Source organism: Sphingomonas cellulosilytica, from assembly GCF_052321755.1.
Lineage (GTDB): Bacteria > Pseudomonadota > Alphaproteobacteria > Sphingomonadales > Sphingomonadaceae > Sphingomonas.
This window is the reverse complement of record NZ_JBQRTT010000005.1, coordinates 84630-106385: the sequence shown is the minus strand read 5'-3', so window position 1 is coordinate 106385 and position 21756 is coordinate 84630. Positions and strand designations below refer to the sequence as shown.

The following is a 21756-nucleotide window of genomic DNA, read 5'->3' as shown; positions in this document are numbered from 1 at the left end:
CCGATCCGTTGCGGATGCCGCCGCCTTTAGCGAGGCGGATCGCCCCGTTCCAGCCGCGAAACGACCTCGCCCGTCGCGATATAGGCGGCGTCGACCTCGGCAAGGAACAGGCCGTGGCCGAGCACGCCGGGGATCGCATCCAGCCAAGCCGCTGTCTTTGCAGGATTATCCAGATCGAGGCGGCAATCGGCGATCCAATTGCCATTGTCGGTGGCATAGGGCGTATCGCCACGCATCCGCAGCGCCGCCCCCTCCCCCAGCGTCGCCAGCAGCGAGGCGCGGGCGAAGGGCAGGATCTCCACCGGCACCGCCGCGGCGCCGATCGCCGCCACCCGCTTGGACGCATCGGCGATCACCACCATCCGGTCGGAGGCGGCGGCGACGACCTTCTCGCGCAGCATCGCGCCGCCCGCCCCCTTCACCGCATACAGCCGCGCATCGATCTCGTCAGCGCCATCGATGGTGAGGTCGACCCGCGGCACGTCGGCGAAGTCGAGCATCGGGATGCCGAGGTCGCGCGCCAGCGTCGCGCTGGCCTGCGAGGTAGCGACGGCACGGATCGCCAGCCCTTCGCCGACGCGCGCGGCCAGCGCCCGGATCGCCTGTGTCGCGGTGGACCCGGTCCCCAGCCCGACGAGCATGCCGGCCTGCACCTCGGCCACCGCCGCGAGGGCCGCAGCCGCCTTTTCCGCCTCGATCGTCATGGCCGCTTCCTTTCCGCACTGCGACAATTTGCGACATTAATAACGCAGGGCTCGGGTTGCATTTCCGCGCCGTTCGTCGCCATTGGGCCAGCACGAGCAACCTTTCGCCGCCCTTGCGCATTATCGCGCGGGTCGCGGCTGCGCGAGCCGAGACACGACCCCGGGTGACCCATTTGACCACAGCATCGATTCGCACCCGCGGGCGCCTCGCCGCGGCCACCCCCGCCGTGATCGGCGCGCTCGCCCTGGCGCTTGCCGCGTGCAGCGGCGGCGGATCGCAGGAAAAGGGCGCGGGCAAGGGCGGCGCCGGCGGTGGCAACCGGGGACCGACGACGGTCGGCTATGTCGTCGTCCAGCCGACCAGCGCCGCGATGGTCACCGAACTCGCCGCGCGCACCAATGCCTATGAAAGCTCCGACGTGCGGCCGCAGGTGAACGGCGTGATCCGCCGGCGCTTCTTCACCGAAGGATCGCTGGTGCAGCGCGGGCAGCCGCTCTACGAGATCGACCCGCGCCTGTATCGCGCCGCGGTAAACCAGGCGCAGGCCAATCTCGCCAGCGCGCGCGCCAACGAAGAGGCGCAGCGGATCCAGGCGGAGCGCTACAAGCCGCTCGCCGCGATCGAGGCGGTGTCCAAGCAGGAATATACCAACGCCATCGCCACCGCGCGCCAGGCGACCGCCTCCGTCGCGCAGACGCAGGCGGCGCTGGAGACGGCGCGGGTCAATCTGCAGTTCACCACCGTGCCAGCGCCGATCTCCGGCCGGATCGGGCGGTCGCTGTTCACCGTCGGCGCGCTCGTGTCGGCGAGCCAGACCGATCCGCTGGCGCAGATCCAGCGGCTGGACCCGATGTTCGTCGATATCCAGCAATCGGCCGCCGACCTGCTCGCGCTGCGCCGCAGCCTGAGCCAGAACGGCGTGGTGCCGACGCGCGCGGTGGTGCACCTGCTGCTGGAGGATGGCAGCGACTATGGCCTGACCGGCACCGTCGAATTCGCCGAAGCGCTGGTCAATACCGAAACCGGCACGGTGACGATGCGCGCGCGCTTCCCCAATCCCAAGGGGCTGCTGCTGCCGGGCATGTTCGTGCGCGCGCGCTTCGCGCAGGCGATCAACCAGAATGCCTTCCTGGTGCCGCAGCAGGCGCTGAGCCGCGATGCCAAGGGCAATGCGACGGTGATGCTGGTCGGCCCCAACAACAAGACGGTGCAGCGGCAGGTCACCGCCTCGCGCACGCAGGGCGAGAACTGGGTGGTCACCGCCGGCCTGAAGGCGGGCGACAAGATCATCACGCAGGGCCTCAACAACCTGCGCCCCGGCGCGCAGGTGAAGGCGGTGCCGGCGAACAGCGCACAGAATGTCGCGCCGCCCAAGCAGGGTGAGGGCAAGCAACAGGGTGACGCCCAAAGCAAGGCGGGCTGATCGTGCAGGACAGCAGAACAGCCTCCGTTTGCCCTGAGCCTGTCGAAGGGCTTGGGACTCACCGTGCTTCGACACGCTCAGCACAAGCGGCGTGTGTGTCGGCAGCAGACAGGCTAACGATTGTCGCCTCGGCGGGACGAAATATCAGATGATCTCCCGGATCTTCATCGACCGCCCGATCTTTGCCTGGGTGCTCGCGATCATCGTGATGCTGGCGGGCGTCGGCGCGATCCTGAGCCTGCCGATCGCGCAATATCCCGACGTGGCGCCGCCGCAGGTGTCGATCCGCGCGACCTTCCCGGGTGCGAACGCGCAGACGTTGCAGAATTCGGTGACGCAGGTCATCGAACAGCAGCTGACCGGCATCGACGGGCTGCTCTATTTCAGCTCGTCCTCGTCCAGCCGCGGCGCGGTGACGATCACCGCGACCTTCGAGAAGGGCACCGATCCCGACATCGCGCAGGTGCAGGTGCAGAACCAGGTGCAGCAGGGCGTCGCGCGCCTGCCGCAGCAGGTGCAGCAGCAGGGCCTCGTCGTCCGCAAGTCCAACCCGGACAACCTGCTGATCGTCGGCGTCTATGACGAGACGAACGCCAAGACCAACCAGGACGTCAGCGACTATCTCGTCTCCAATTTGCAGGACCCGCTGGGGCGCGTGCAGGGCGTCGGCGACGTCAACGTCTTCGGCTCGCAATATGCGATGCGCATCTGGCTCAACCCGGCGCGCCTCGCGAGCTATCAGCTGATCCCGTCGGATATCACCACGGCGATCCAGAACCAGAATACCGAGGTCGCGGCGGGCGAAGTGGGCGGCCTGCCCTCGGGTCCCGAACAGATGCTCAACGCGACGGTGACCGCACAGTCGCGATTGCAGACGCCCGAGCAATTCCGGCAGATCATCGTCAAGACGCTGCCGACCGGCGCCACCGTGCGGCTGTCCGACGTCGCGCGGATCGAGCTGGGCGCGGAAAGCTATGCCGCGGTCAGCCGCATCAACCGCCATCCGGGCGCCGGCATCGCCGTGCTGCTCGCCCCCGGCGCCGACGCGCTGAAGACGGCGGAGCTGGTGAAGGCGGAGGTCGCACGCGTCGCCAAGGGCTTCCCGCCGGGCCTCAAGGTCGCCTACGCCAACGACACCACCGCCTTCATCAAGCTGTCGATCGATGAGGTCGTCAAGACGCTGATCGAGGCGGTGATCCTCGTCGTCATCGTCATGTTCGTGTTCCTGCAAAGCTGGCGCGCGACGCTGGTGCCGACGATCGCGGTGCCCGTGGTGCTGCTCGGCACCTTTGCGGTCTTCTACCTCGCCGGGTTCTCGATCAACACGCTGACGCTGTTCGGCCTCGTCCTCGCCATCGGCCTGCTCGTCGACGACGCGATCGTCGTCGTCGAGAACGTCGAGCGGCTGATGGAGGAAAACCCCGACATGGGGCCGCGCGAGGCGACGATCGAATCGATGAACGAGATCAGCGTCGCGCTGATCGCGATCGCGCTGGTGCTGTCGGCGGTGTTCCTGCCGATGGCCTTCTTCGGCGGGTCGACGGGCGTCATCTATCGCCAGTTCTCGCTGACAATCGTCTCGGCGATGGTGCTGTCGGTGCTGGTCGCGCTGATCCTCAGCCCGGCGCTCACCGCCTCGCTGCTCAAGCAGAAATCGAAGGAAGCCGAGGAGAGCCAGGGCTTCAAGCGCCGCTTCCCGCGCGTCTCCGGCTGGGGCACCAAGGCCTCGGGCTGGTTCAACCGCAATTTCGATCGCGGCGTGCAAAAATACACGGGCGCGGTGCAGGCGCTGATCGCCCGCAAATGGCTGTTCCTGCTGATCTACGTCGGCCTCGTCGCCTTGCTCGCCATCCTGTTCCTGCGCCTGCCCACCGGCTTCCTGCCGACCGAGGACCAGGGCGCGGCGATCGTGCAGTTCCGCCTGCCCGCCGGCGCCACCCAGGCGCGCACGCTCCAGGTGCAGCGGCAGGTCGAGAATTACTTCGCCCAATACGAGCCCAAGAACAGCTCGGTCCTGTTCACCGTCGCCGGCGGCGGTGGCGGCGGCGTCAGCGGCCAGAACACCGGCCAGGGCTTCCTCAACTTCGTCGACTGGAAGGATCGCAAGGGCAAGGAGAATACCGCCGACGCGATCACCGCACGCGCCTCCGCCGCATTCCGGGGCTTGCGCGATGCGCAGGTGTTCGCCCTCGTCCCGCCGGCGGTGCGCGGCCTGGGCTCGTCGGACGGCTTCACCATGGAGTTGCAGAACACGGGAGGCCTGACGCAGGACCAGTTCAATGCCGCGCGCGACAAGCTGCTCGGCCTCGCCAATGCCGATCCGATGCTGGCATCGGTGCGCCTTACCGAATTGCCCGATATCGCGACGCTGCGCGTCGATACCGATGCGCAGAAGCTCGCGGCGCTCGGCCTTTCGCAGAACAACGTCAATGCGACGCTGACCACCGCCTGGGGCGGCCAGTACGTCAACGACTTCATCGATCGCGGCCGCGTCAAGCGCGTCTACGTGCAGGGCGATGCGCAATTCCGCTCCGCGCCCGACGACCTGAAGCAATGGTTCGTGCGCGGGTCGAGCGGGCAGATGGTGCCCTTCTCCTCCTTCTCGTCGACCGGCTGGGCGACCGCGCCGACGACGCTGTCGCGCTTCAACGGCATCTCCTCGTTCGAATTCCAGGGGTCCGCCGCGTCGGGCAAGAGTTCGGGCGATGCGATGACGCGAATGGCGGAACTGGCGGCGCAGATCCCCGGCACCTCGGTCGCCTGGGCGGGCCTGTCCTATCAGGAGCGCTTGTCGTCAGGGCAGGCGCCGCTGCTCTACGGCCTGTCGATCCTGGTCGTCTTCCTGTGCCTTGCCGCGCTGTACGAAAGCTGGTCGATCCCGTTCGCGGTGCTGCTCATCATCCCGCTGGGGCTGATCGGCGCCATCGCCTTCGTGACGCTGCGCGGGCTCACCAACGACGTCTATCTGCAGATCGGGCTGCTGACGACGATGGGGCTCGCCGCCAAGAATGCGATCCTGATGATCGAATTCGCCGAACAGGCCGAGCGCAAGGGCGCGCGCGTCATCGACGCGGCGCTGGAGGCGGCCAAGATCCGTCTGCGCCCGATCCTGATGACCAGCTTCGCCTTCATCTTCGGCGTGCTGCCGCTCGCCATATCGACCGGTGCGGGCGCGAACAGCCGCATCGCGATCGGCACGGCGGTGATCGGCGGCATGCTGTCGGCGACGTTCCTCGCGATCTTCTACATCCCGCTGTTCTTCGTGCTGGTACGCCGCGGCGTGCGCGACGGCCTCGCCAAGCTGCGTGGCCGGCCGACCGGCCATCAGGGCGGGCATGACAAGGATCCCCCCGCTCCCCCCATGCCGCCAGCCGCGCCGGAGCCTGCATGATGCGCCGCCTGATCCTCGCCCTCTCGATGGCCGCGACCGCGCTCGGCGGCTGTTCGATGGAGCCCAAATACGTGCGGCCGGCCGCGCCGGTGCCGGCATCCTGGCCGGTGGGCGATGCCTATCTGCGCCAGAGCGAGGCGGCGCTGCCGGCGATCACCTATCGCGACGTGTTCAAGGATCGGCGGCTCCAGGCGCTGATCGATCAGGCGCTGGCGAACAACCGCGACCTGCGCGTCGCCGCCGCCAACATCGCCGCCGCGCGGGCGCAATACCGCATCCAGCGGGCCGACCTGTTCCCCGCCGTCGACGCGTCGGGCCGCTACACGCGGTCGGGCGGCGGCAACGGCGCGCGCAGCACCGCTGGCAGCGGCGGCACCGGCAACACGGGGACGGGGACGGGGACGGGAACCGGCACGGGGACTGGAACCGATACGGGAACCGGTGTCGGCACGGGAACGGGATCGACCGGCACGATCACCACGACCAGCAACGGCAACAGCGCCTTTTCCGCGCAGGTCGGCGTCACCGCCTTCGAACTCGACCTGTTCGGACGCATCCGCTCGCTGTCGCGTGCGGCGCTGGACCGCTATTTCGCCACCGAAGCAGGGGCGCGGGCGACCCGGCTGACGCTGGTCGGCGATGTCGCCACCGCCTGGCTGACCTATGCCGCCGACCGCAGCCTGCTGAAGGTCGCACAGGATACCGCGACCAGCGCGCAGCAGAGCGTCCGCCTGACCCGCGCCCGGCTGCAGGGCGGGATCGCCGCACGCACCGACGTGCGGCAGGCCGAACAGATCCTGGAAACGGCCAACGCCGATCTCGCCGAACAGACGACGCTGGTGGCGCAGGACGTCAACGCGCTGCAATTGCTGGTCGGCGCGCCGATCGATGCGACGTTGCTGCCCGCCTCGATCGACGAGGCGCAGGCGACGATCGCCAGCCTGCCCGCCGGCCTCGACAGCGGGGTGCTGCTGCGCCGCCCGGACGTGGTGCAGGCCGAATATGAGCTGCGCGCCTATAACGCCGAGATCGGCGCGGCGCGCGCCGCGCTGTTCCCGCGCATCTCGCTGACCGGGCTGGTCGGCTTTGCGAGCACGGCGCTGTCGTCGCTGTTCTCGGGCGGCGCCTTCACCTATTCGGTGGCGCCGTCGGTCAGCTATCCGATCTTCCAGGCCGGAGCGGGCCGCAACAACGTCCGCTACACCGAGGCGCAGCGCGATGCGGCGCTCGCCACCTACGAAAAGGCGATCCAGACCGCGTTTCAGGAAACCGCCGACGCGCTGGCGCGGCAGGGCACGCTCGCCGCACAGCTGCGCGCGCAGACGAATTTCCAGGCGGCGGCGGCCGACACGTTGCAGCTGGTCAACGCGCGCTACCAGGGGGGAATCGATACCTTCCTCTCCAGCCTCGACGCGCAGCGATCGCTGTATACGGCGCAGCGCTCGCTGATCGCGACGACGTTGGTCGGCGCGACCAACCGGGTGAACCTGTACCGGGTGCTGGGGGGCGATTCGTCGCTGGAGGCGACGGCCGACGGGCCGCGCCCGGTGACGCCGAGCGGCGCGCCGCGCAGCGATTGAGGGTCGGCGGCGAGCGTGGATCAGCCTGACATCATAACCCGTCAAGGTTCGACTCGCCCGATCGCGCGTGTAGGATGACGGCCTTGTCGGTCGGCTTCGATCGTCGCAGGAGCCGCCGCCGATGAGCCATACGATCCGCCGCTTCCGCCCCGCCGACGATGCCGGCATGCTGGCCTTTGCCGCCGGCCTGCCGGAGCATGACCTGCTGTTCCTTGGCCGCGACCTGCGCCATCCGCGGGTGATCGAGGCCTGGCAGCAGGCGATCGGCGAAGGCTGGATCGACAGCCTGATCGCGGAGGATGACGGCCGCATCGTCGCCACCGCGGCGCTGGTGCGCGATCCGCTGGGGTGGAGCGGGCATGTCGGCGAACTACGCCTGCTGGTCGCGACGGATCGCCGCGGGGCCGGAATGGGGCGGGACCTGCTGGAGGCGCTGCTCGCGATCGCCGGCGCGCATGGGCTGGCCAAGCTGACCGCGACGATGACGCCCGATCAGGTCGGTTCGATCGCATTGTTCGAGGGGCTGGGCTTCGCGCGCGAGGCGTGCCTTGCCGGGCATGTCCGGGCCAGCGACGGGATCGCGCACGACCTCATCGTGCTGGCGCGGACGATGCCTGGGGGATGAGGCTCAGCCGTCGCTGACGCCGGTGCCGCCGGGACGCAGCGGCGCCACCGCATCGCGACCGAAGCGGGCGATCAGATCGCCGATTTCGCGCGCCTGGGCGAGCGAGCGCTGGCCCTGTTCGCGCAGATATTCGCCCTGGATGCGCATCACGTCCGACAGATCCTTGGCCTGCGCCGCCTCGCGCATCGCCTGGAATGCCTCATGGGAATTCTGCTCGGCCTGTTCGATGATCTTCAGCCCGATGGTGGCGCTGCCGTCCGCGACCTTCTGGCCGGAAGCGCGCATCGCCTCGCCCGCGCGACGGGCGGGATCGAGGACATGTTCCGAAAAGCTGTCGCGGGCGCGGTTCGCCGCGTCGCGCATCGCATCGCCTGCCGCCGCGCCATTGCCCTCATCGCCGGTGCCATCCGCCATCGTCGCTCTCCTGCTGTGTCTCGGGCGACGGTTACGTTTCCGCAACGGCCGCTGTGCGGCTCAACGTACGATCGCGGCATTCGGTCCGTTGCAGGACGTTGCGTCCGGCCTGCGTCCCGGTACAACCGCCGCATGGAGACGCCGGACGACGCCACCCATCGCAGGATTCGCGGCGAGCTGCTGCATCGTGCCGTCGCGCTCGGCCAGGAGCTGATCCGGCTCGCCGACGACCTGGATCTGGCGATCGCGGGGCTGCATATCTGCCAGGGTATCGAACTGATGCGCGAGGAAGCCGAGCGGCTGACCGGTCCCGAGGACTGATCGACGGGTCCTTTGCGTGGTCAGACGCTGCCCAGGCAGCGCAGCACCAGCGCGGTGCCGCTATCGGTCAGGGACAGGGTGGACGGCGTGTCGGGGTCGGCCGCGATCGCGCGGATGAGGCCGCGATCGGTCAGCACGTCGATCCAGCGTGCCAGCACCGCCGGCCTCAGGCCGATCGCATCGGCCACCACCTGCGGCCGCATCGCCTCCCCCGCTTCGAAGGCGATGAACAGGTTGAGCAGGATATCCCAGCCGGGTTCGCCGAACATCTCCGCCAGCGGTCCGGCGGCGGCGTCGCGGGCGCGACGCTGGGCCAGCAGGACGCGGGCACGATCGACGTCCTCGGGCTCCTCGGGGCCGGTGGGGACCGGCGCGACGATCTCGCCCCGCCCCCGCGCGGCGGCGGCGCGGACGCGTTCCAGCGCGGCGGCGAGCCGTTCGTAATCCTCCCGGTCGCGGTGGTGCCAGCGGAGCAGGCGGATGTCGGCACTCATGATCGTTCGAATTCCGGTTGGCGCAGCGGCGACCAGTCACAATCGCTGCCGAAGCTGGCGAGGCGGCGGCGATGGCGCAGCGCGCCCACCGCCAGCATCATCAGCATGGGATAGGCGATCTTGCTGCTGGCGCCGGCGTACATCCACGGCACGAGGCTCGGCTGGAACGCCTTCACGCCGTGGATCGCGATGGTGATGAGGTGCAGCGACGTGACGTACAGCGGCCAGTAGCGATTGGCGCGCAACGCGATGCCGAACAGCCCGATCAGCATCGCGCCATCGACGGCCAGCAGCAGCCAGAACACCGAATGATAGCTGCGATACTGGACGAACGGCAGGTTCGACGTCGCGAGCGCCCCCAGCACGAACACCAGCGCCGTCCAGCGCTCCGGCGCGCCGCCCGCCCAGGCGGCATAGCCGCAACAGGCGAGCAGCAGCGCGTTGAAGAAGACCACGTGGGTCATGGCCTGGCCGAGCACTCCGGACCGGTCAAAGAAGCAGTCTGTCGGCCAAGCCATGACACCTAGGCAGCGACGCGCAGATGACTGGCGTCGGCGCCCGTCGGGACGAACGCAGGCTTCGGCAGTTCGTCGCCGAAACTCGTTTCATACCCGATCTGCCTGCCCAGCTTTTCGATCACGCGGTGGCCGGCGACGGTATGGCCGCGCGCCGTGCCGATCGCCATGATCGCCTGGCCGAGCACTTCGAAGGCCTGCTGCCCGGCGATCGCCGGCAGGTTCGCGGCGCTGCGGGCACGCGGCAATGCGGCGAGCAGTTCGCCACCGGTCGCGAACGCTTCGTCGAGCTGCGTTTCCAGCCGCCACAGCAGCTGCGCGACCGCCTCGGCCGCCGCGCGGGTATCCGCATATCCGGTGTTCGCATCGGATTTCGCGTTGAACATCAGGCCCACCTTTCCACCCGTTCGGGGTGCTCGCGCTGGAGGTCAGGAAAGGCGCTGGGCGACGGTTTCGATCAGACCGGTGAGAACCTGGAGGCCGGTCATGAGCATGCCGAATGCGATGGCGATGCCCAACGTTATGGCCTGTATCCAGATCAACCGGTCGCCGACCGAAAGGTCGTTGTCCCTTTGTCCTTTCCGCCGGAAGGGCAGCCGTATCCCCGAAGAGCGCTGCCTCGAAGGCGGCTCCTCGGGGACCCCCGGTGCCCCGACGATCAACTCGTCCGGCGACACCGGCAATGGCGAAACGGCAGCGGGTTCGGATAGCCGTGCAGAATGCCCCCCGATTTTATCGGGGGCGGCCTCTACTGGAATAATTGTTGTTTGCGAAGCACTTAGCTGAGCGTTTTCGGCCTCGTGGCGGGCCCATTGCAGCGCCGCATCGCGGCGGTTGCGCGCGCCGATCAGCTTCACCGCCTCGGTCAGATAGCTGTCGACGGTGGATTTCTCGATGCCGAGATCCTCGGCGATCTCCTTGGATCCCTTGAGGTCGCGCACGCCCCGCAGACAATCGCGGTGGCGCCTGGTCAGTCGGTCGAATCGGCTGGAATCGTTCACGGTATCGCTGTCACGCCTGCGGCGCGCGCGCGCAAGAGGCGGCGCACGGCGTTCCCGCCGGCGCGCGGCCGTGATCGATCGCTTGCTGTCCAGACCCGCTCAAGATCGTCATGCCCCCGGTTCGGAAGGCACATGTTTACCACGATCCGGCGGTTAAGCCACGCAAAGCACCATTTCGGGCACGACGACCGGGCGGCACCGCCGCGCCGCCCGGCGACGCGTCAGCCGTGCGATGCCTTGCGCGCCTTGCCCTTGCGTACCGTCGCCTTGCGGCCGCGGCGCGTCGCGACGGGCGCCGATCGCCGGGCGCGCAACAACGGCACCGCGATCGCCGCCGCCGCGCCGGCCAGCAGGGTGCCGCCGATCGCGACCCATCCGCCGATGCCGAGGCCGCCATCCTCCTGCCCTGCGCGCGACGCTGCCGGTGGCGTTGCGGCGGCCTCATCCTCCTCGTGATGGACGGGGCCGGCATGCTTCATGGCCGAGCTGGGGATATGCGACATAGTTGCGTTCCTTTCCGGCCGTCCAACCGCACACCACATGCAATGTTCCGGATCGGGGTTCCGGACAGGCGCGATCCGGGGACTCAACCCTGCCAGCGGCGCATGGCGGCATCATAAGCGTCGGCCGCCTTCTGCCGATCGGCTTCCAGCCGCTCGCGCTCCTCGCGCTGATCGCGCTCCAGCGTGCGCCGCCGCCTGGCGAGCGCCGCCTCTTCGGCACGGAGCGCCCGCTCGTCGCTGCGGTGGCGCGCCTCCGCCTGCGATAAGGCCGCCTCCGCCTCGGCAAGCGGACGGCGGCTCGGTTTCGGCACCGGCGGGGGCGGCGCAGGACGTGCCCGCTTGGCGGCAGGCGCCGCGTCCGCATCGTCCGTGGCAGCCGGTTTGCGACGCGTCCGTGCCCGATCGGGCGGCAGTGCTGCGATCTGCTCGGCGGCGCTGCCGCGCGACCGCTTGATGACCGTGCCCGGTTTGGCGAGCGGCTCGGCGGTGAGGGCGGGATCGGTCACCACCTCCGCGACGCCGCGCGCGAACAGGTCGCGGGCGCTGCCCCAAGCCTGCAGGGCCGCCTTCTGGCTGGGCGCGGCGACATAGGCGTCGTGGAAGCCGATCGGCGTGCGAAAGACCTTCAGCTTCGCCATGGAGCGGCCCGGATGCGGGAGGATGCCGTGCGCATGGGTCGTCAACGAGCGGCAGCGGCAAAGGTTGACGCATCCCGCCGGTGTCCCGCTGCGGCACGCGCGATTCCGGCGGGTGGCCAGCGGGCGGGTTTGCGCGCATTCTGCCCAGCGTCTCGATCATCCGGAGCGTTCCTTGGCCGCACGTCGCCAGGCCCTAGCGGCCAAGCTGATCCTCGCCGTCGCCGCGCTCGGCATCGCGGCGGCCGCGACCGTGTCCTCAAACCGCCCTGCCCGTTCCAACGTACGGCCCGCCACGGCACGCGCCGCGGCTACGCCGCCTGTCGCCGCGGTGGCGAGCGTCGCGCCCGCAAGGCCGTTGCCCGCGCCCGCACCGACCCCGGCCCCCATGACCACGCCCGCTTCGATGCAGGTGAAGCGCGTTCTCGACATCGGGCCGATCAAGTTCGGGGATTACGCCTGGGACGACAAAGGCGTGCCGGACGGCCCCCTCATCATCACCGTGGACCTCGCCGCGCAGACGCTGTCGGTGTTTCGCGACGGCTATGAGATCGGTGCCGCCGCCATCCTCTATGGCGCGGACGACAAGCCGACGCCGCTCGGCACCTTCCCGATCCTGATGAAGGATGCGCATCACGTCTCGCGCACCTATGGCAATGCGCCCATGCCCTACACGCTGCGGCTGACGCGCGACGGCGTCGCGGTGCATGGGACGGAGGTCGCCTGGGGCTATGCGACGCACGGCTGCATCGGCGTGCCGACCGCCTTTGCCCGCCTGCTGTTCGCGCAGGCGAAGGTCGGCGACCGTGTCATCATCACCCGTGGCAAGACGCTGGCGACGGGCGAACCGCTGGTGACGACTGCCGGCATATAGACGCGGATCAAGCGCAAAGTCTGGTTAACGGCGAAGAAACCTCTTGGCCAAGTGTCAGGAACACTGATACATTTTCGGCCCTATACAGGGGTGGGGCCTGCGGCATGACGGATGAGGAAGAGCGGCTGGCGACGCTGGCGCAGTACGGCCTGCTGGATACCGATCCGGAGCGCCAATATGATGCACTGGTCGAAGAGGCGGCGCGTCAGACCGACGCCCCCATCGCCACCATCTCGCTGATCGATGCGCGGCGCCAGTGGTTCAAGGCGCGGATCGGCCTCGACACCGCCGAGGGGCCGATCGCCGAGTCCTTCTGCGCCAAGGCGATCGAGCAGGACGGCGTGTTCGTGGTGCCCGATGCCAGCCGTGACGAGCGGTTCCGCGACTATCCCAACGTCACCGACGGCACCCGCATCCGCTTCTATGCCGGGGCGCCGCTCAAGATGCGCAACGGCGCCCGGATCGGCACGATCTGCGTCGTCGACGTCGAGCCGCGCGAGGGGTTGGAAGAGGAAGAGCGCGTGGTGCTGGAGGACCTCGCCCGCCGTACCGTCGCAGCGTTCGAACTGCGTCGCGACCTGCGCGAGAAGGGCAGCGATCCGGTCGCCGCCGATGCCGCACCGCAGTGGCTGGAACAGGCGAGCGACCATCTGGTCAAGGCCTGGGCGGCGCTCGACGTGATCGGCGCGACCGCGGAACTCGCCCGGCTGGAACAGGTGATCGTCGAGGTCGATGCGCTGAGGCTGGCGCAGCGATAGGCGGCGGATCGACGTCCGGACGTCGTTCTCCCTTCTCCGCGAGACAGGCAGGGCTATCGCCTATGGGTCGTGCGATCCCGGGCGGTGTTCTTCAATCCTCCGTCATGCCCGGACAAGTCCGGAGTGACGGAGGATTACAGAACATTGCCGCGAATGAGCCAGCCGATATGCGATGGCGGCGCATGCGGCATCCCGCGATCACGCATGCGCAGCATAGGCGCTTCCCCCGCCGGAAACCCCTTGCTAAGGCCCCCTGCAACATACGCTTTCGCGAAGCGCTCCCGCGCGCCCGATCGGCCGTACCCGGCCGCTCCCCCGAGCGCCCTCGAGCCAAATTGAAGGGACCATGATGACCGCCATCGGCCAGGACAGCCTGAACACCCGCACGACGCTGACCGTCGGCGGCAAGACCTACGATTATTTCAGCCTCGCCAAGGCGGCCGAGAAGTTCGGCGACATCAGCCGCCTGCCCTTTTCGATGAAGGTGCTGCTCGAGAACATGCTGCGCTTCGAGGACGGCAAGACCGTGACCGAGGCGGATGTGAAGGCGATCGTCGACTGGCAGCAGGAGCGCCGCTCCGACCGCGAGATCCAGTATCGCCCGGCGCGCGTGCTGATGCAGGATTTCACCGGCGTGCCCTGCGTCGTCGACCTCGCCGCGATGCGCGATGCGATCACCAAGCTGGGCGGCGACGCGGCCAAGATCAATCCGCAGGTGCCCGTGCACCTCGTCATCGACCATAGCGTCATGGTCGACGAATTCGGCACGCCGCAGGCGTTCGAGGACAACGTCGACCTGGAATATCAGCGCAACGGCGAGCGCTACGAATTCCTCAAGTGGGGCTCGGCCGCGCTCGACAATTTCAAGGTCGTGCCGCCGGGCACCGGCATCTGCCATCAGGTGAACCTCGAATATATCGGCCAGGCGGTCTGGTCGTCGGAAAGCACCGGCGACCATGGCGACGGCACGGCGATCGCCTATCCCGACACTTTGGTCGGCACCGACAGCCACACGACGATGATCAACGGCCTGGGCGTGCTCGGCTGGGGCGTCGGCGGCATCGAGGCGGAAGCGGCGATGCTCGGCCAGCCGGTGAGCATGCTGATCCCCGAGGTGGTCGGCTTCAAGCTGACCGGCGCGCTGAAGGAAGGCATCACCGCCACCGACCTGGTGCTGACCGTGACGCAGATGCTGCGCGCCAAGGGCGTCGTCGGCCGCTTCGTCGAGTTCTACGGCCCGGGCCTGTCGTCGATGACGCTCGCCGATCGTGCGACCATCGCCAACATGGCGCCCGAATATGGCGCGACCTGCGGCTTCTTCCCGATCGACGACAAGACGATGGACTATATGCGCCTCACCGCGCGGTCCGAGGAGAATATCGCGCTGGTCGAGGCCTATGCCAAGGCGAACGGCTTCTGGCGCCACGACGATGCCGCCGATCCCGTGTTCACCGACACGCTGGAGCTCGACATGGGGACGGTCACCGCCAGCCTCGCCGGGCCGAAGCGCCCGCAGGACCGCGTCAGCCTGGGCAAGGTGGACGAGGTGTTCAACGGCGACCTGTTCAAGATCTACCACAAGGAGCGTCCGAGCCGCGTCGCGGTGGAGGAGCGCGGGCATGACATCGGCGACGGCGACGTGGTGATCGCGGCGATCACCAGCTGCACCAACACCTCCAACCCGAGCGTGCTGGTCGCGGCGGGCCTGGTCGCGCGCAAGGCGAACGCGCTCGGCCTCAAGCCCAAGCCCTGGGTCAAGACGTCGCTGGCGCCGGGCAGCCAGGTGGTCACCGACTATCTCAACAAGGCGGGGCTGACCCAGGACCTCGACGCGATCGGCTTCAACCTGGTCGGCTATGGCTGCACCACCTGCATCGGCAATTCCGGCCCGCTGCCCGGCCCGATCTCGACCGCGATCAACGAGAACGACCTCGTCGCCGCATCGGTGCTGTCCGGCAACCGCAACTTCGAAGGGCGCGTGTCGCCCGACGTCCGCGCCAACTTCCTCGCCAGCCCGCCGCTGGTCGTCGCCTATGCGCTGAAGGGCACGGTGACGCAGGACATGAGCGAAACGCCGCTCGGCCAGGGCAAGGACGGGCAGGACGTCTTCCTGAAGGACGTGTGGCCGACCAACCAGGAGGTCGCCGACGTGATGGCGGCCAACATCGACGATGCGATGTTCCGCAGCCGCTACGGCAACGTCTATGCGGGCGACGAGAAGTGGCGCAGCATCGACGTGACCGGTTCGGCGACCTACAGCTGGCCGGCGGCGTCGACCTATGTCGCCAACCCGCCGTACTTCGAGGGCATGGAGATGACCCCGAAGCCGGTCACCGACATCATCGAGGCGAAGCCGCTGGCGATCCTGGGCGATTCGATCACCACCGATCACATCTCGCCCGCCGGATCGATCAAGGCGGACAGCCCGGCCGGCCAGTGGCTGACCGAGCGCCAGGTCGCGCGCAAGGACTTCAACAGCTATGGCGCGCGCCGCGGCAACGACCATGTCATGGTCCGCGGCACCTTCGCCAACATCCGTATCCGCAACGAGATGGTGCCGGGCGTCGAAGGCGGCATGACCCAGTATCAGGGCGAGACGATGCCGATCTACGACGCGGCGATGCGTCACAAGGACGACGGCACGCCGCTGGTGATCGTCGCGGGCAAGGAATATGGCACGGGCTCGTCGCGCGACTGGGCGGCGAAGGGCACCAACCTGTTGGGCGTGCGCGCTGTCATCACCGAAAGCTTCGAGCGGATCCACCGGTCGAACCTGGTCGGCATGGGCGTGCTGCCGCTGCAGTTCGCCGACGGCGTGACCCGCCAGACGCTGAAGCTGGACGGCACCGAGACGTTCACGATCACCGGCGTCGCCAACCTGCGGCCGCGCCAGACCGTGGAGGTGAAGCTGACCCGCGCCGACGGATCGAGCGAAACGTTCGAGACGCGCTGCCGGATCGATACCGTCAACGAGCTGGAATATTTCCTCAACGGCGGCATCCTGCAGTACGTGCTGCGCAACCTGGCGGCGTAAGCGGCCACAGCGAAGGATGAGACGGGGAGGTGCCGCGGGGCGCCTCCCCTTTTTTTGTCCGGCCGTCATCCCGGTGCAGGAAACGGCGACCGCCACGGCGTCGACATACCCTCGCCACATCCTTCGTTATAACAGCGGCTTATGCTTCGCTTCGTACCCCTGTTGCTGCTCGCCTTTGGCTCACCCGCATTCGCCCAGCACAGCACCGCAGGCTGTACCGCCGGCACGCCTCACCGGGTGCTGGTGAGCATCCGCGGCCTGCGTGCCTCCAGCGGCGGCGTGCGGGTACAATTGTATGAGGAGAGCGGCTTCCTCGACAAAGGGCGCTGGCTGGCGCGGGTCGAGGCGCCGGCGGCGGGCAAGCGCAACGTCGAGGTGTGCGTGCCGGTGCCGCGGCCGGGCACCTATGGTATCGCGGTGCGGCACGATGCCAATGCCAACGGCAAGTCGGACGGCGGCGACGGCGGCGCCTTCTCGCGCGATCCCAAGCTGTCGATCCTGCGGCTGAAGCCCGCCTTCGCCCAGGTCGCGGTGCCGCTGGGCGCCGGCACCAGCCGGGTGAGCGTGACGATGAACTATCGTCACGGGCTCAGCATCGGGCCGGAGGGCTGACGCCTCAGCCGGTCACCACCGCGCGGCTGCGGGCGTAGAGGAAATAGACCAGCAGGCCGAAGGCGTTCCAGCCAACGAAGGCGATCTGCGTCACCGCCTGCAGGCTGGTGAAGAGGTAGCAGCAACCAAGAATCGCGAGCGGTGCCACGACCCAGGCGAGTGGGGTGCGGAACGGTCGCCGCGCGGCGGGATCGCGGCGGCGCAGCACCAGCACGCAGGCCGCGACCGCGACGAACGCGCACAGCGTACCGGCATTGGCCAGGCTGGCGATGACGTCGAGCGGCGCGAGGCCGGCGATGATCGCGACGAACATCGCGGTCATCGCGGTGATGCGCGCCGGGGTGCCGCGCCGGCTCACCTTGGCGAGCCCGGCGGGCAGGAAGCCATCGCGGGCCATGACCAGGAAGATGCGGCTCTGCCCGTAGAGGAAGGCGAGCAGCACCGTCGGCAACGCGATCGCCGCCGCGGCGGCGACCACGGTGGCGATGCCGCCCTGGTTCAGTTCGCGCAGGATGAGCGCGAGCGGTTCCGGGCTCTTGCCGAAGCTGGCGTAGCTGACCGCGCCGACCGCGGTGGCGGCGACGATCATGTAGATCGCGGTACAGGCGAGCATCGACCCGACGATACCGATGGCAAGGTCGCGCTCGGGCTTCTTCGCCTCTTCCGCCGCGGTGGAGATCGCATCGAAGCCGTAGAAGGCGAAGAAGATGATCGCGGCGGCGCCCATCACGCCATATTTGACGCCCCCTGCCCCTTCGGGACTGCCATAGCCGTAGGGGGCGAAGGGGTGGAGGTTGGCGGCGTCGAAATGCGGCAGTGCGACGCCGACGAACAGCGCCAGCGTGACGATCTTCAGCACCACCAGCGCGGTATTGATCCGCGCGCTTTCCCGCGTGCCGAGCATCAGCAGCCCGGCGACGACGGCGATGATCGCGACCGCGGGCAGGTTGACCACCCCGCCGAGGCCGGGGCCGTTGGCGAGCGCGGCGGGCACGACGATGCCAAGCCCCTTGAGGAAGCCGACGGCATAGCCCGACCAGCCGACCGCGACGGTGGAGACGACCAGCGAATATTCGAGGATCAGGCTCCAACCGACGACCCAGGCGATCACCTCGCCCAGCACCGCGTAGCTGTAGGTATAGGCCGAGCCGGAGGCGGGGATCATCGTCGCCATTTCGGCATAGCAAAGCGCCGCGCAGGCACAGATCGCGCCGGCGACGACGAAGGCCAGGATCACCGCCGGGCCGGCCCGTTCCGCGCCGACACCGATCAGCGTCAGGATGCCGGTGCCGACGATCGCGCCGACGCCGAGCGCGACGAGATGCGGCCAGCCGAGCGTGCGCGCGAGCTGCTGCCCCGGCGGCTGCGGCTGGATGGTCTTGCGGCGGAACAGGCTCATGGGATCCCCTCGTCTTTGCAGCGGCTATAGGCCGTCCGCGGGAACGTGGGTAGCGGTGCGTTCAGAAGCGCCGGGCGATGCCGGCCGACAGTTCCAGGTCGGGCGTATCCCGGTTGAGGCCGGCGATGCCGAACAGGTCGAGCTGCCAATCGTCCTGCGGCTGCCATGCGACCGACAGCGCGGTCCGCGCGCGGGTGGTGTGGTCGCCGGGCTCCGCGTCGCGGACCACCTGCGCCTCGGCGGACAGCGATACCGCCTTCGTCACCTTGACCGTGACGCCGCCGGCGCTGCCGTAGCGCAGGTGATGGCCGGGCGTCTCGTCGTTGGGCAGGCCGCGCACCGAGGGCGTGGCATCAATCCGCACCGTATCGCTGAGGTCGTAGGATACGGGCAGCAGCAGGCTGTAGCCGACGCCGCCCGCACCGATCGGCACCCGGCCGACGGGCAGGCTGACCGAGGGCAGAACGGCAATGGCGAGGCCCTGGCCGTCGGGATGCAGGAGCGACGCCTTCAGCCCGAGCACGGCATCGCCGACGCGGTCCGCGCGGTCGATCGCGCCGCTCGCCACGTCGCGCACCCGCTCATGTCCGAACGGCTCCCAGCTCGCGCGCACCTCCAGCCGGTCGGTGACACCGAGCCGGACAAGCGTCTGTGCGATCGTGATCGTGTCGGTGCGGCTGTCCGGCTGGCGATCGAGCGTCCAGTCGACGACACCCGTTTCCAGCGAGACATGCCCCTTGTCGACGATGCACGCCGGCGTATCGAGCCCGGGCCGTTCCGGGCAATATTCGCGCAGCTGGGCCGCAGCGGGGGCCGCGGCGAGAAGGGCAGCAGAGGCAGCGGCGACGGCGAGCGCCGGCCGCCTCACCGCAGGCGCACCCAGGTCGGCGCGTGATCGCTCGCCTTTTCGCGACCGCGATACGCCTTGTCGACGCCGGCATCGACCAGCCGGTCGGCAGCCTGAGGGCTGAGCAGCAGATGGTCGATGCGGAAGCCGGCATCGCGCTGCCATGCGCCGGCCTGATAATCCCAGAAGGTCCAGACGCCGCCGGTCGGCTGGCGGGTGCGCAGGGCGTCGGTCCAGCCCTGCGCCAGTAGGCGGCGGTAGGCGGCGCGGCTTTCCGGCTGCATCAGCGCATCGTCGGCCATCGCGCGCACCGAAAAGGTATCGTCGTCGTTGGGGATGACGTTGTAATCGCCCATCAGCACCGTCGGCACCTCGGCATCGAGCAGCACGCGAGCGCGCGCCGCCAGCCGTTCCATCCAGCGCAGCTTGTAATCGAACTTGGGGCCGGGCTGCGGATTGCCGTTGGGCAGGTAGATGGAAGCGACGACCAGCCCGTCGACCTCGCATTCGAGGTAGCGGCTATGCTCGTCCTCCGGCTCGCCCTCCAGCCCGCGCTGGCGCTCGACGGGTGTTTGCCCCCTGGCGAGCACGGCGACGCCGTTGAACCCCTTTTGCCCGTGCCAGACCGCGCCGTAGCCGGCGGCCTCGATATCGGCGATCGGGAAGGTATCGTCGCTGGACTTGAGTTCCTGGAGGCAGACGATGTCCGCCTGTTCCTCGGCAAGATATTCCAGCAGGCGCGGCAGACGCGCCTTGATGCCGTTGACGTTGTAGGTGACGAGCTTCACGGCAGCTAGATCGCGAAGCTGGAGCCGCAGCCGCAACCGGAGGCGGCATTGGGATTTTCGACGCGGAAGGCGGCACCGCCCAGCGATTCGACGTAATCGACCTGACAGCCGCGGACGAGATCGAGGCTGACGCTATCCACCACCAGCCGGACGCCGTCCGTCTCCGCCACGGTATCGTCGCCCTCCGGGGCGTCGGCGAAGCCGAAGCGATACTGGAAGCCCGAGCAGCCGCCGCCGTCGACGGACAGGCGCAGGATGGCGGGTTTGTTCTGCTTGCCCGCGATCGCGGCGACGCGCGCGGCGGCGGCAGGGGTGAGCATGATGTCGGGAGCGAGGCTGGCCATGCGGGGGAGATAGGCGCGAGCGGGGATCGGGGCAACGGGGGCGTTGGCGCTGCCGGTCATCCCGGCGGAAGCCGGGATGACGAAGGCGAATGGGATGCAGAGTAAGGGCGGGCGTCGCAGCCGCCTCGCAATCAGTCCTGGGCGGCGGGGCCGTCGGTCGAGACCGGGATCGCGTGAACGGCGCGGTCCTGGGCGGCGAGCAGATAGTCGGCGGTGGTGAGGAACGGGATCGGGTTCACCGCATGGCCGTCGATACGCACTTCGTAATGGAGGTGCGGGCCGGTGGAGCGGCCGGTCGAGCCCATCAGCGCGATCAGCTGGCCGCGCGTCACGCGGCTGCCGTCGGCGACGAGGATCTTGGACAGGTGGCCGTAGCGGGTGGCGATGCCCTTGCCATGGTTGATCTCCACCATGTTGCCATAGCCGCCCTGGCGGCCGGCGTGGCCGACGATGCCGTCGGCGGTGGCGTAGATCGGCGTGCCGACCGGACCGGGGATGTCGACGCCGGCGTGCATCGCGGCGGTGCCGCGGAACGGGTCGGAGCGGATGCCGAAGTTGCTGGTGAACTGCAGATGCTGCACCGGCTGCACCGAGGGGATGGCGATGGCGCCCTGTTGCAGCGTATCGAGCTTCTTCCAGCTCTGGAACAGGGTGCGGAACTGGGCGTCGGCCTTGAGGTCCGCCTGCGCCTCGGCACCGTTGGCGTCGAGCATCGGGCCACCCATGCCGCCGGTCGTCGTCCTGGCGACCGTCAGGCGGCCGGCGACGCCCAGCGTCTTGAGCGTCGCATCGGTTTGGGCGAGGCGGCGATCGAGCACCTTCTGCGCGGCGGCGGCGAGTTCGCTCTGGCGCCCCTCCACCTTGACCAGCGGCTTGACGACATCGGCGGCGAGGCGGTCGGCGGCGGGATCGATCGCCAGCTGCGCCAGCGCGAGCTTGGCCTCGTCGCCCTTGCCGGTCAGCGCGGCGGCGATCAGCGCCTGGCGCTGGTCGAGCCGCTCGGCATGTTCGCGCGCGACTTGGCGGATGGTGGAGACGCGCGCCTGCATCGCGTCGAGGCGATGCTCCATGTGCACGATGCGGGTATCGGCCGGCTGGGTGGCGAGCTGCGCCGCCTGCGCCGCGCCATAGCCTGAAAAGCCGATCATCAGCGTGCCGGCGACCGCCGCCACCGCCTGCGACCGGCCGGTGATGCTGACCCGGCGCAGGCCGCGGCCATCGTGGAACAGGACATCGCGGGTGGCGAACAGCGCGCGGACGCGCGAACCGAAGGCAGCAGCAGTACGGGCGAAGGTGTTCATCGTACCCCAACACGAGTGCGCCGTTCCCGCCCTGACCGGGACCGGCTGTTTGACATCGTCCTGACCCGCAGCCCCACCGCGCCCCAGACCCGGATGGTGAGACACCATCCGATCCACGGCCACAAGACCGCGGATACCGCTACCGCGATCAAGCGGCTGGGACGTGCGCCGAACGGATGATACGGGGTTACA

At 68.9% G+C, this 21756-nt stretch carries 22 protein-coding genes; 9 read left to right on the top strand and 13 right to left on the bottom strand.

Annotation, left to right across the window (positions count from 1 at the left end; all coding sequences use genetic code 11):
* Positions 1-26: 26 nt before the first annotated feature.
* Positions 27-704 carry a ribose-5-phosphate isomerase RpiA gene (rpiA, locus tag ACTZQ5_RS09985; protein WP_443585033.1) on the bottom strand — a complete coding sequence of 226 codons (678 nt, stop codon included), beginning with the start codon at positions 702-704 and terminating at the stop codon, positions 27-29.
* 173 nt (positions 705-877) lie between these two features.
* Here rpiA and ACTZQ5_RS09980 point away from each other — a divergent pair, with 173 nt between their 5' ends.
* From ACTZQ5_RS09980 to ACTZQ5_RS09965, 4 genes are all read left to right on the top strand, one after another.
* A complete protein-coding gene (locus ACTZQ5_RS09980) occupies positions 878-2128 on the top strand; it encodes an efflux RND transporter periplasmic adaptor subunit (protein ID WP_504434243.1) in 1251 nt (416 codons plus the stop codon).
* Between the two features lie 148 nt (positions 2129-2276).
* On the top strand, positions 2277-5519 hold the full coding sequence (locus ACTZQ5_RS09975) for an efflux RND transporter permease subunit (protein ID WP_443585032.1): 3243 nt from the start codon (positions 2277-2279) through the stop codon (positions 5517-5519).
* Positions 5519-7099 (top strand): efflux transporter outer membrane subunit, encoded by a 1581-nt coding sequence (locus ACTZQ5_RS09970; RefSeq protein ID WP_443585031.1) that lies wholly within the window; start codon positions 5519-5521, stop codon positions 7097-7099. The genes ACTZQ5_RS09975 and ACTZQ5_RS09970 overlap by 1 nt, the downstream gene beginning before the upstream one ends.
* A 121-nt stretch (positions 7100-7220) precedes the next feature.
* Positions 7221-7724 carry a GNAT family N-acetyltransferase gene (locus tag ACTZQ5_RS09965; RefSeq protein ID WP_443585030.1) on the top strand — a complete coding sequence of 168 codons (504 nt, stop codon included), beginning with the start codon at positions 7221-7223 and terminating at the stop codon, positions 7722-7724.
* A 3-nt stretch (positions 7725-7727) separates the two neighbouring features.
* Here ACTZQ5_RS09965 and ACTZQ5_RS09960 read toward each other — a convergent pair whose 3' ends face one another.
* Positions 7728-8138, bottom strand: a complete 411-nt coding sequence (locus ACTZQ5_RS09960; protein WP_443585029.1) for a phasin family protein — start codon at positions 8136-8138, stop codon at positions 7728-7730.
* Between the two features lie 132 nt (positions 8139-8270).
* On the opposite strand from ACTZQ5_RS09960, the gene ACTZQ5_RS09955 reads away from it, so the two are divergent.
* Positions 8271-8459 (top strand): hypothetical protein, encoded by a 189-nt coding sequence (locus tag ACTZQ5_RS09955; protein ID WP_443585028.1) that lies wholly within the window; start codon positions 8271-8273, stop codon positions 8457-8459.
* A gap of 20 nt (positions 8460-8479) precedes the next feature.
* Here the strand turns inward: ACTZQ5_RS09955 and ACTZQ5_RS09950 are convergent, their stop codons facing one another.
* The 6 genes from ACTZQ5_RS09950 to ACTZQ5_RS09925 form a co-directional block, all read right to left on the bottom strand.
* A complete protein-coding gene (locus tag ACTZQ5_RS09950; protein ID WP_443585027.1) occupies positions 8480-8953 on the bottom strand; it encodes a hypothetical protein in 474 nt (157 codons plus the stop codon).
* The gene (locus ACTZQ5_RS09945) at positions 8950-9417 is read right to left on the bottom strand and encodes a hypothetical protein (RefSeq protein WP_443585026.1); all 468 of its coding nucleotides are present in this window, start codon (positions 9415-9417) and stop codon (positions 8950-8952) included. Before ACTZQ5_RS09945 ends, ACTZQ5_RS09950 begins: the two co-directional genes overlap by 4 nt.
* A gap of 59 nt (positions 9418-9476) precedes the next feature.
* The gene (locus tag ACTZQ5_RS09940; RefSeq protein ID WP_443585025.1) at positions 9477-9854 is read right to left on the bottom strand and encodes a hypothetical protein; all 378 of its coding nucleotides are present in this window, start codon (positions 9852-9854) and stop codon (positions 9477-9479) included.
* A 42-nt stretch (positions 9855-9896) separates the two neighbouring features.
* The gene (locus ACTZQ5_RS09935) at positions 9897-10469 is read right to left on the bottom strand and encodes a helix-turn-helix domain-containing protein (protein ID WP_443585024.1); all 573 of its coding nucleotides are present in this window, start codon (positions 10467-10469) and stop codon (positions 9897-9899) included.
* 221 nt (positions 10470-10690) lie between these two features.
* The gene (locus ACTZQ5_RS09930) at positions 10691-10948 is read right to left on the bottom strand and encodes a hypothetical protein (protein ID WP_443585023.1); all 258 of its coding nucleotides are present in this window, start codon (positions 10946-10948) and stop codon (positions 10691-10693) included.
* A 107-nt stretch (positions 10949-11055) separates the two neighbouring features.
* Complete coding sequence (locus ACTZQ5_RS09925; protein WP_443585022.1) at positions 11056-11610, bottom strand: hypothetical protein; 555 nt, start codon at positions 11608-11610, stop codon at positions 11056-11058.
* Between the two features lie 172 nt (positions 11611-11782).
* Here ACTZQ5_RS09925 and ACTZQ5_RS09920 point away from each other — a divergent pair, with 172 nt between their 5' ends.
* From ACTZQ5_RS09920 to ACTZQ5_RS09905, 4 genes are all read left to right on the top strand, one after another.
* On the top strand, positions 11783-12481 hold the full coding sequence (locus tag ACTZQ5_RS09920) for a L,D-transpeptidase family protein (protein WP_443585021.1): 699 nt from the start codon (positions 11783-11785) through the stop codon (positions 12479-12481).
* 104 nt (positions 12482-12585) lie between these two features.
* Positions 12586-13239, top strand: a complete 654-nt coding sequence (locus ACTZQ5_RS09915; protein WP_443585020.1) for a GAF domain-containing protein — start codon at positions 12586-12588, stop codon at positions 13237-13239.
* A gap of 349 nt (positions 13240-13588) precedes the next feature.
* The gene (gene acnA, locus ACTZQ5_RS09910; protein ID WP_443585019.1) at positions 13589-16273 is read left to right on the top strand and encodes an aconitate hydratase AcnA; all 2685 of its coding nucleotides are present in this window, start codon (positions 13589-13591) and stop codon (positions 16271-16273) included.
* Positions 16274-16414: 141 nt separating this feature from the next.
* The gene (locus ACTZQ5_RS09905; protein ID WP_443585018.1) at positions 16415-16885 is read left to right on the top strand and encodes a DUF2141 domain-containing protein; all 471 of its coding nucleotides are present in this window, start codon (positions 16415-16417) and stop codon (positions 16883-16885) included.
* Positions 16886-16889: 4 nt separating this feature from the next.
* Here ACTZQ5_RS09905 and ACTZQ5_RS09900 read toward each other — a convergent pair whose 3' ends face one another.
* The 5 genes from ACTZQ5_RS09900 to ACTZQ5_RS09880 form a co-directional block, all read right to left on the bottom strand.
* Complete coding sequence (locus tag ACTZQ5_RS09900; RefSeq protein ID WP_443585017.1) at positions 16890-18284, bottom strand: amino acid permease; 1395 nt, start codon at positions 18282-18284, stop codon at positions 16890-16892.
* 61 nt (positions 18285-18345) lie between these two features.
* Entirely contained in the window at positions 18346-19152 is an 807-nt protein-coding gene (locus ACTZQ5_RS09895) for a transporter (protein WP_443585016.1), read from the bottom strand.
* Positions 19149-19919 carry an exodeoxyribonuclease III gene (gene xth / locus ACTZQ5_RS09890; protein ID WP_443585015.1) on the bottom strand — a complete coding sequence of 257 codons (771 nt, stop codon included), beginning with the start codon at positions 19917-19919 and terminating at the stop codon, positions 19149-19151. Before xth ends, ACTZQ5_RS09895 begins: the two co-directional genes overlap by 4 nt.
* A 5-nt stretch (positions 19920-19924) precedes the next feature.
* Positions 19925-20263: an iron-sulfur cluster insertion protein ErpA gene (gene erpA / locus ACTZQ5_RS09885; RefSeq protein WP_443585014.1), complete on the bottom strand. Its 339-nt coding sequence runs from the start codon at positions 20261-20263 to the stop codon at positions 19925-19927.
* Positions 20264-20394: 131 nt separating this feature from the next.
* Positions 20395-21564, bottom strand: coding sequence for a M23 family metallopeptidase (locus ACTZQ5_RS09880; protein ID WP_443585013.1), 1170 nt, complete (start codon positions 21562-21564; stop codon positions 20395-20397).
* Positions 21565-21756 lie beyond the last annotated feature (192 nt).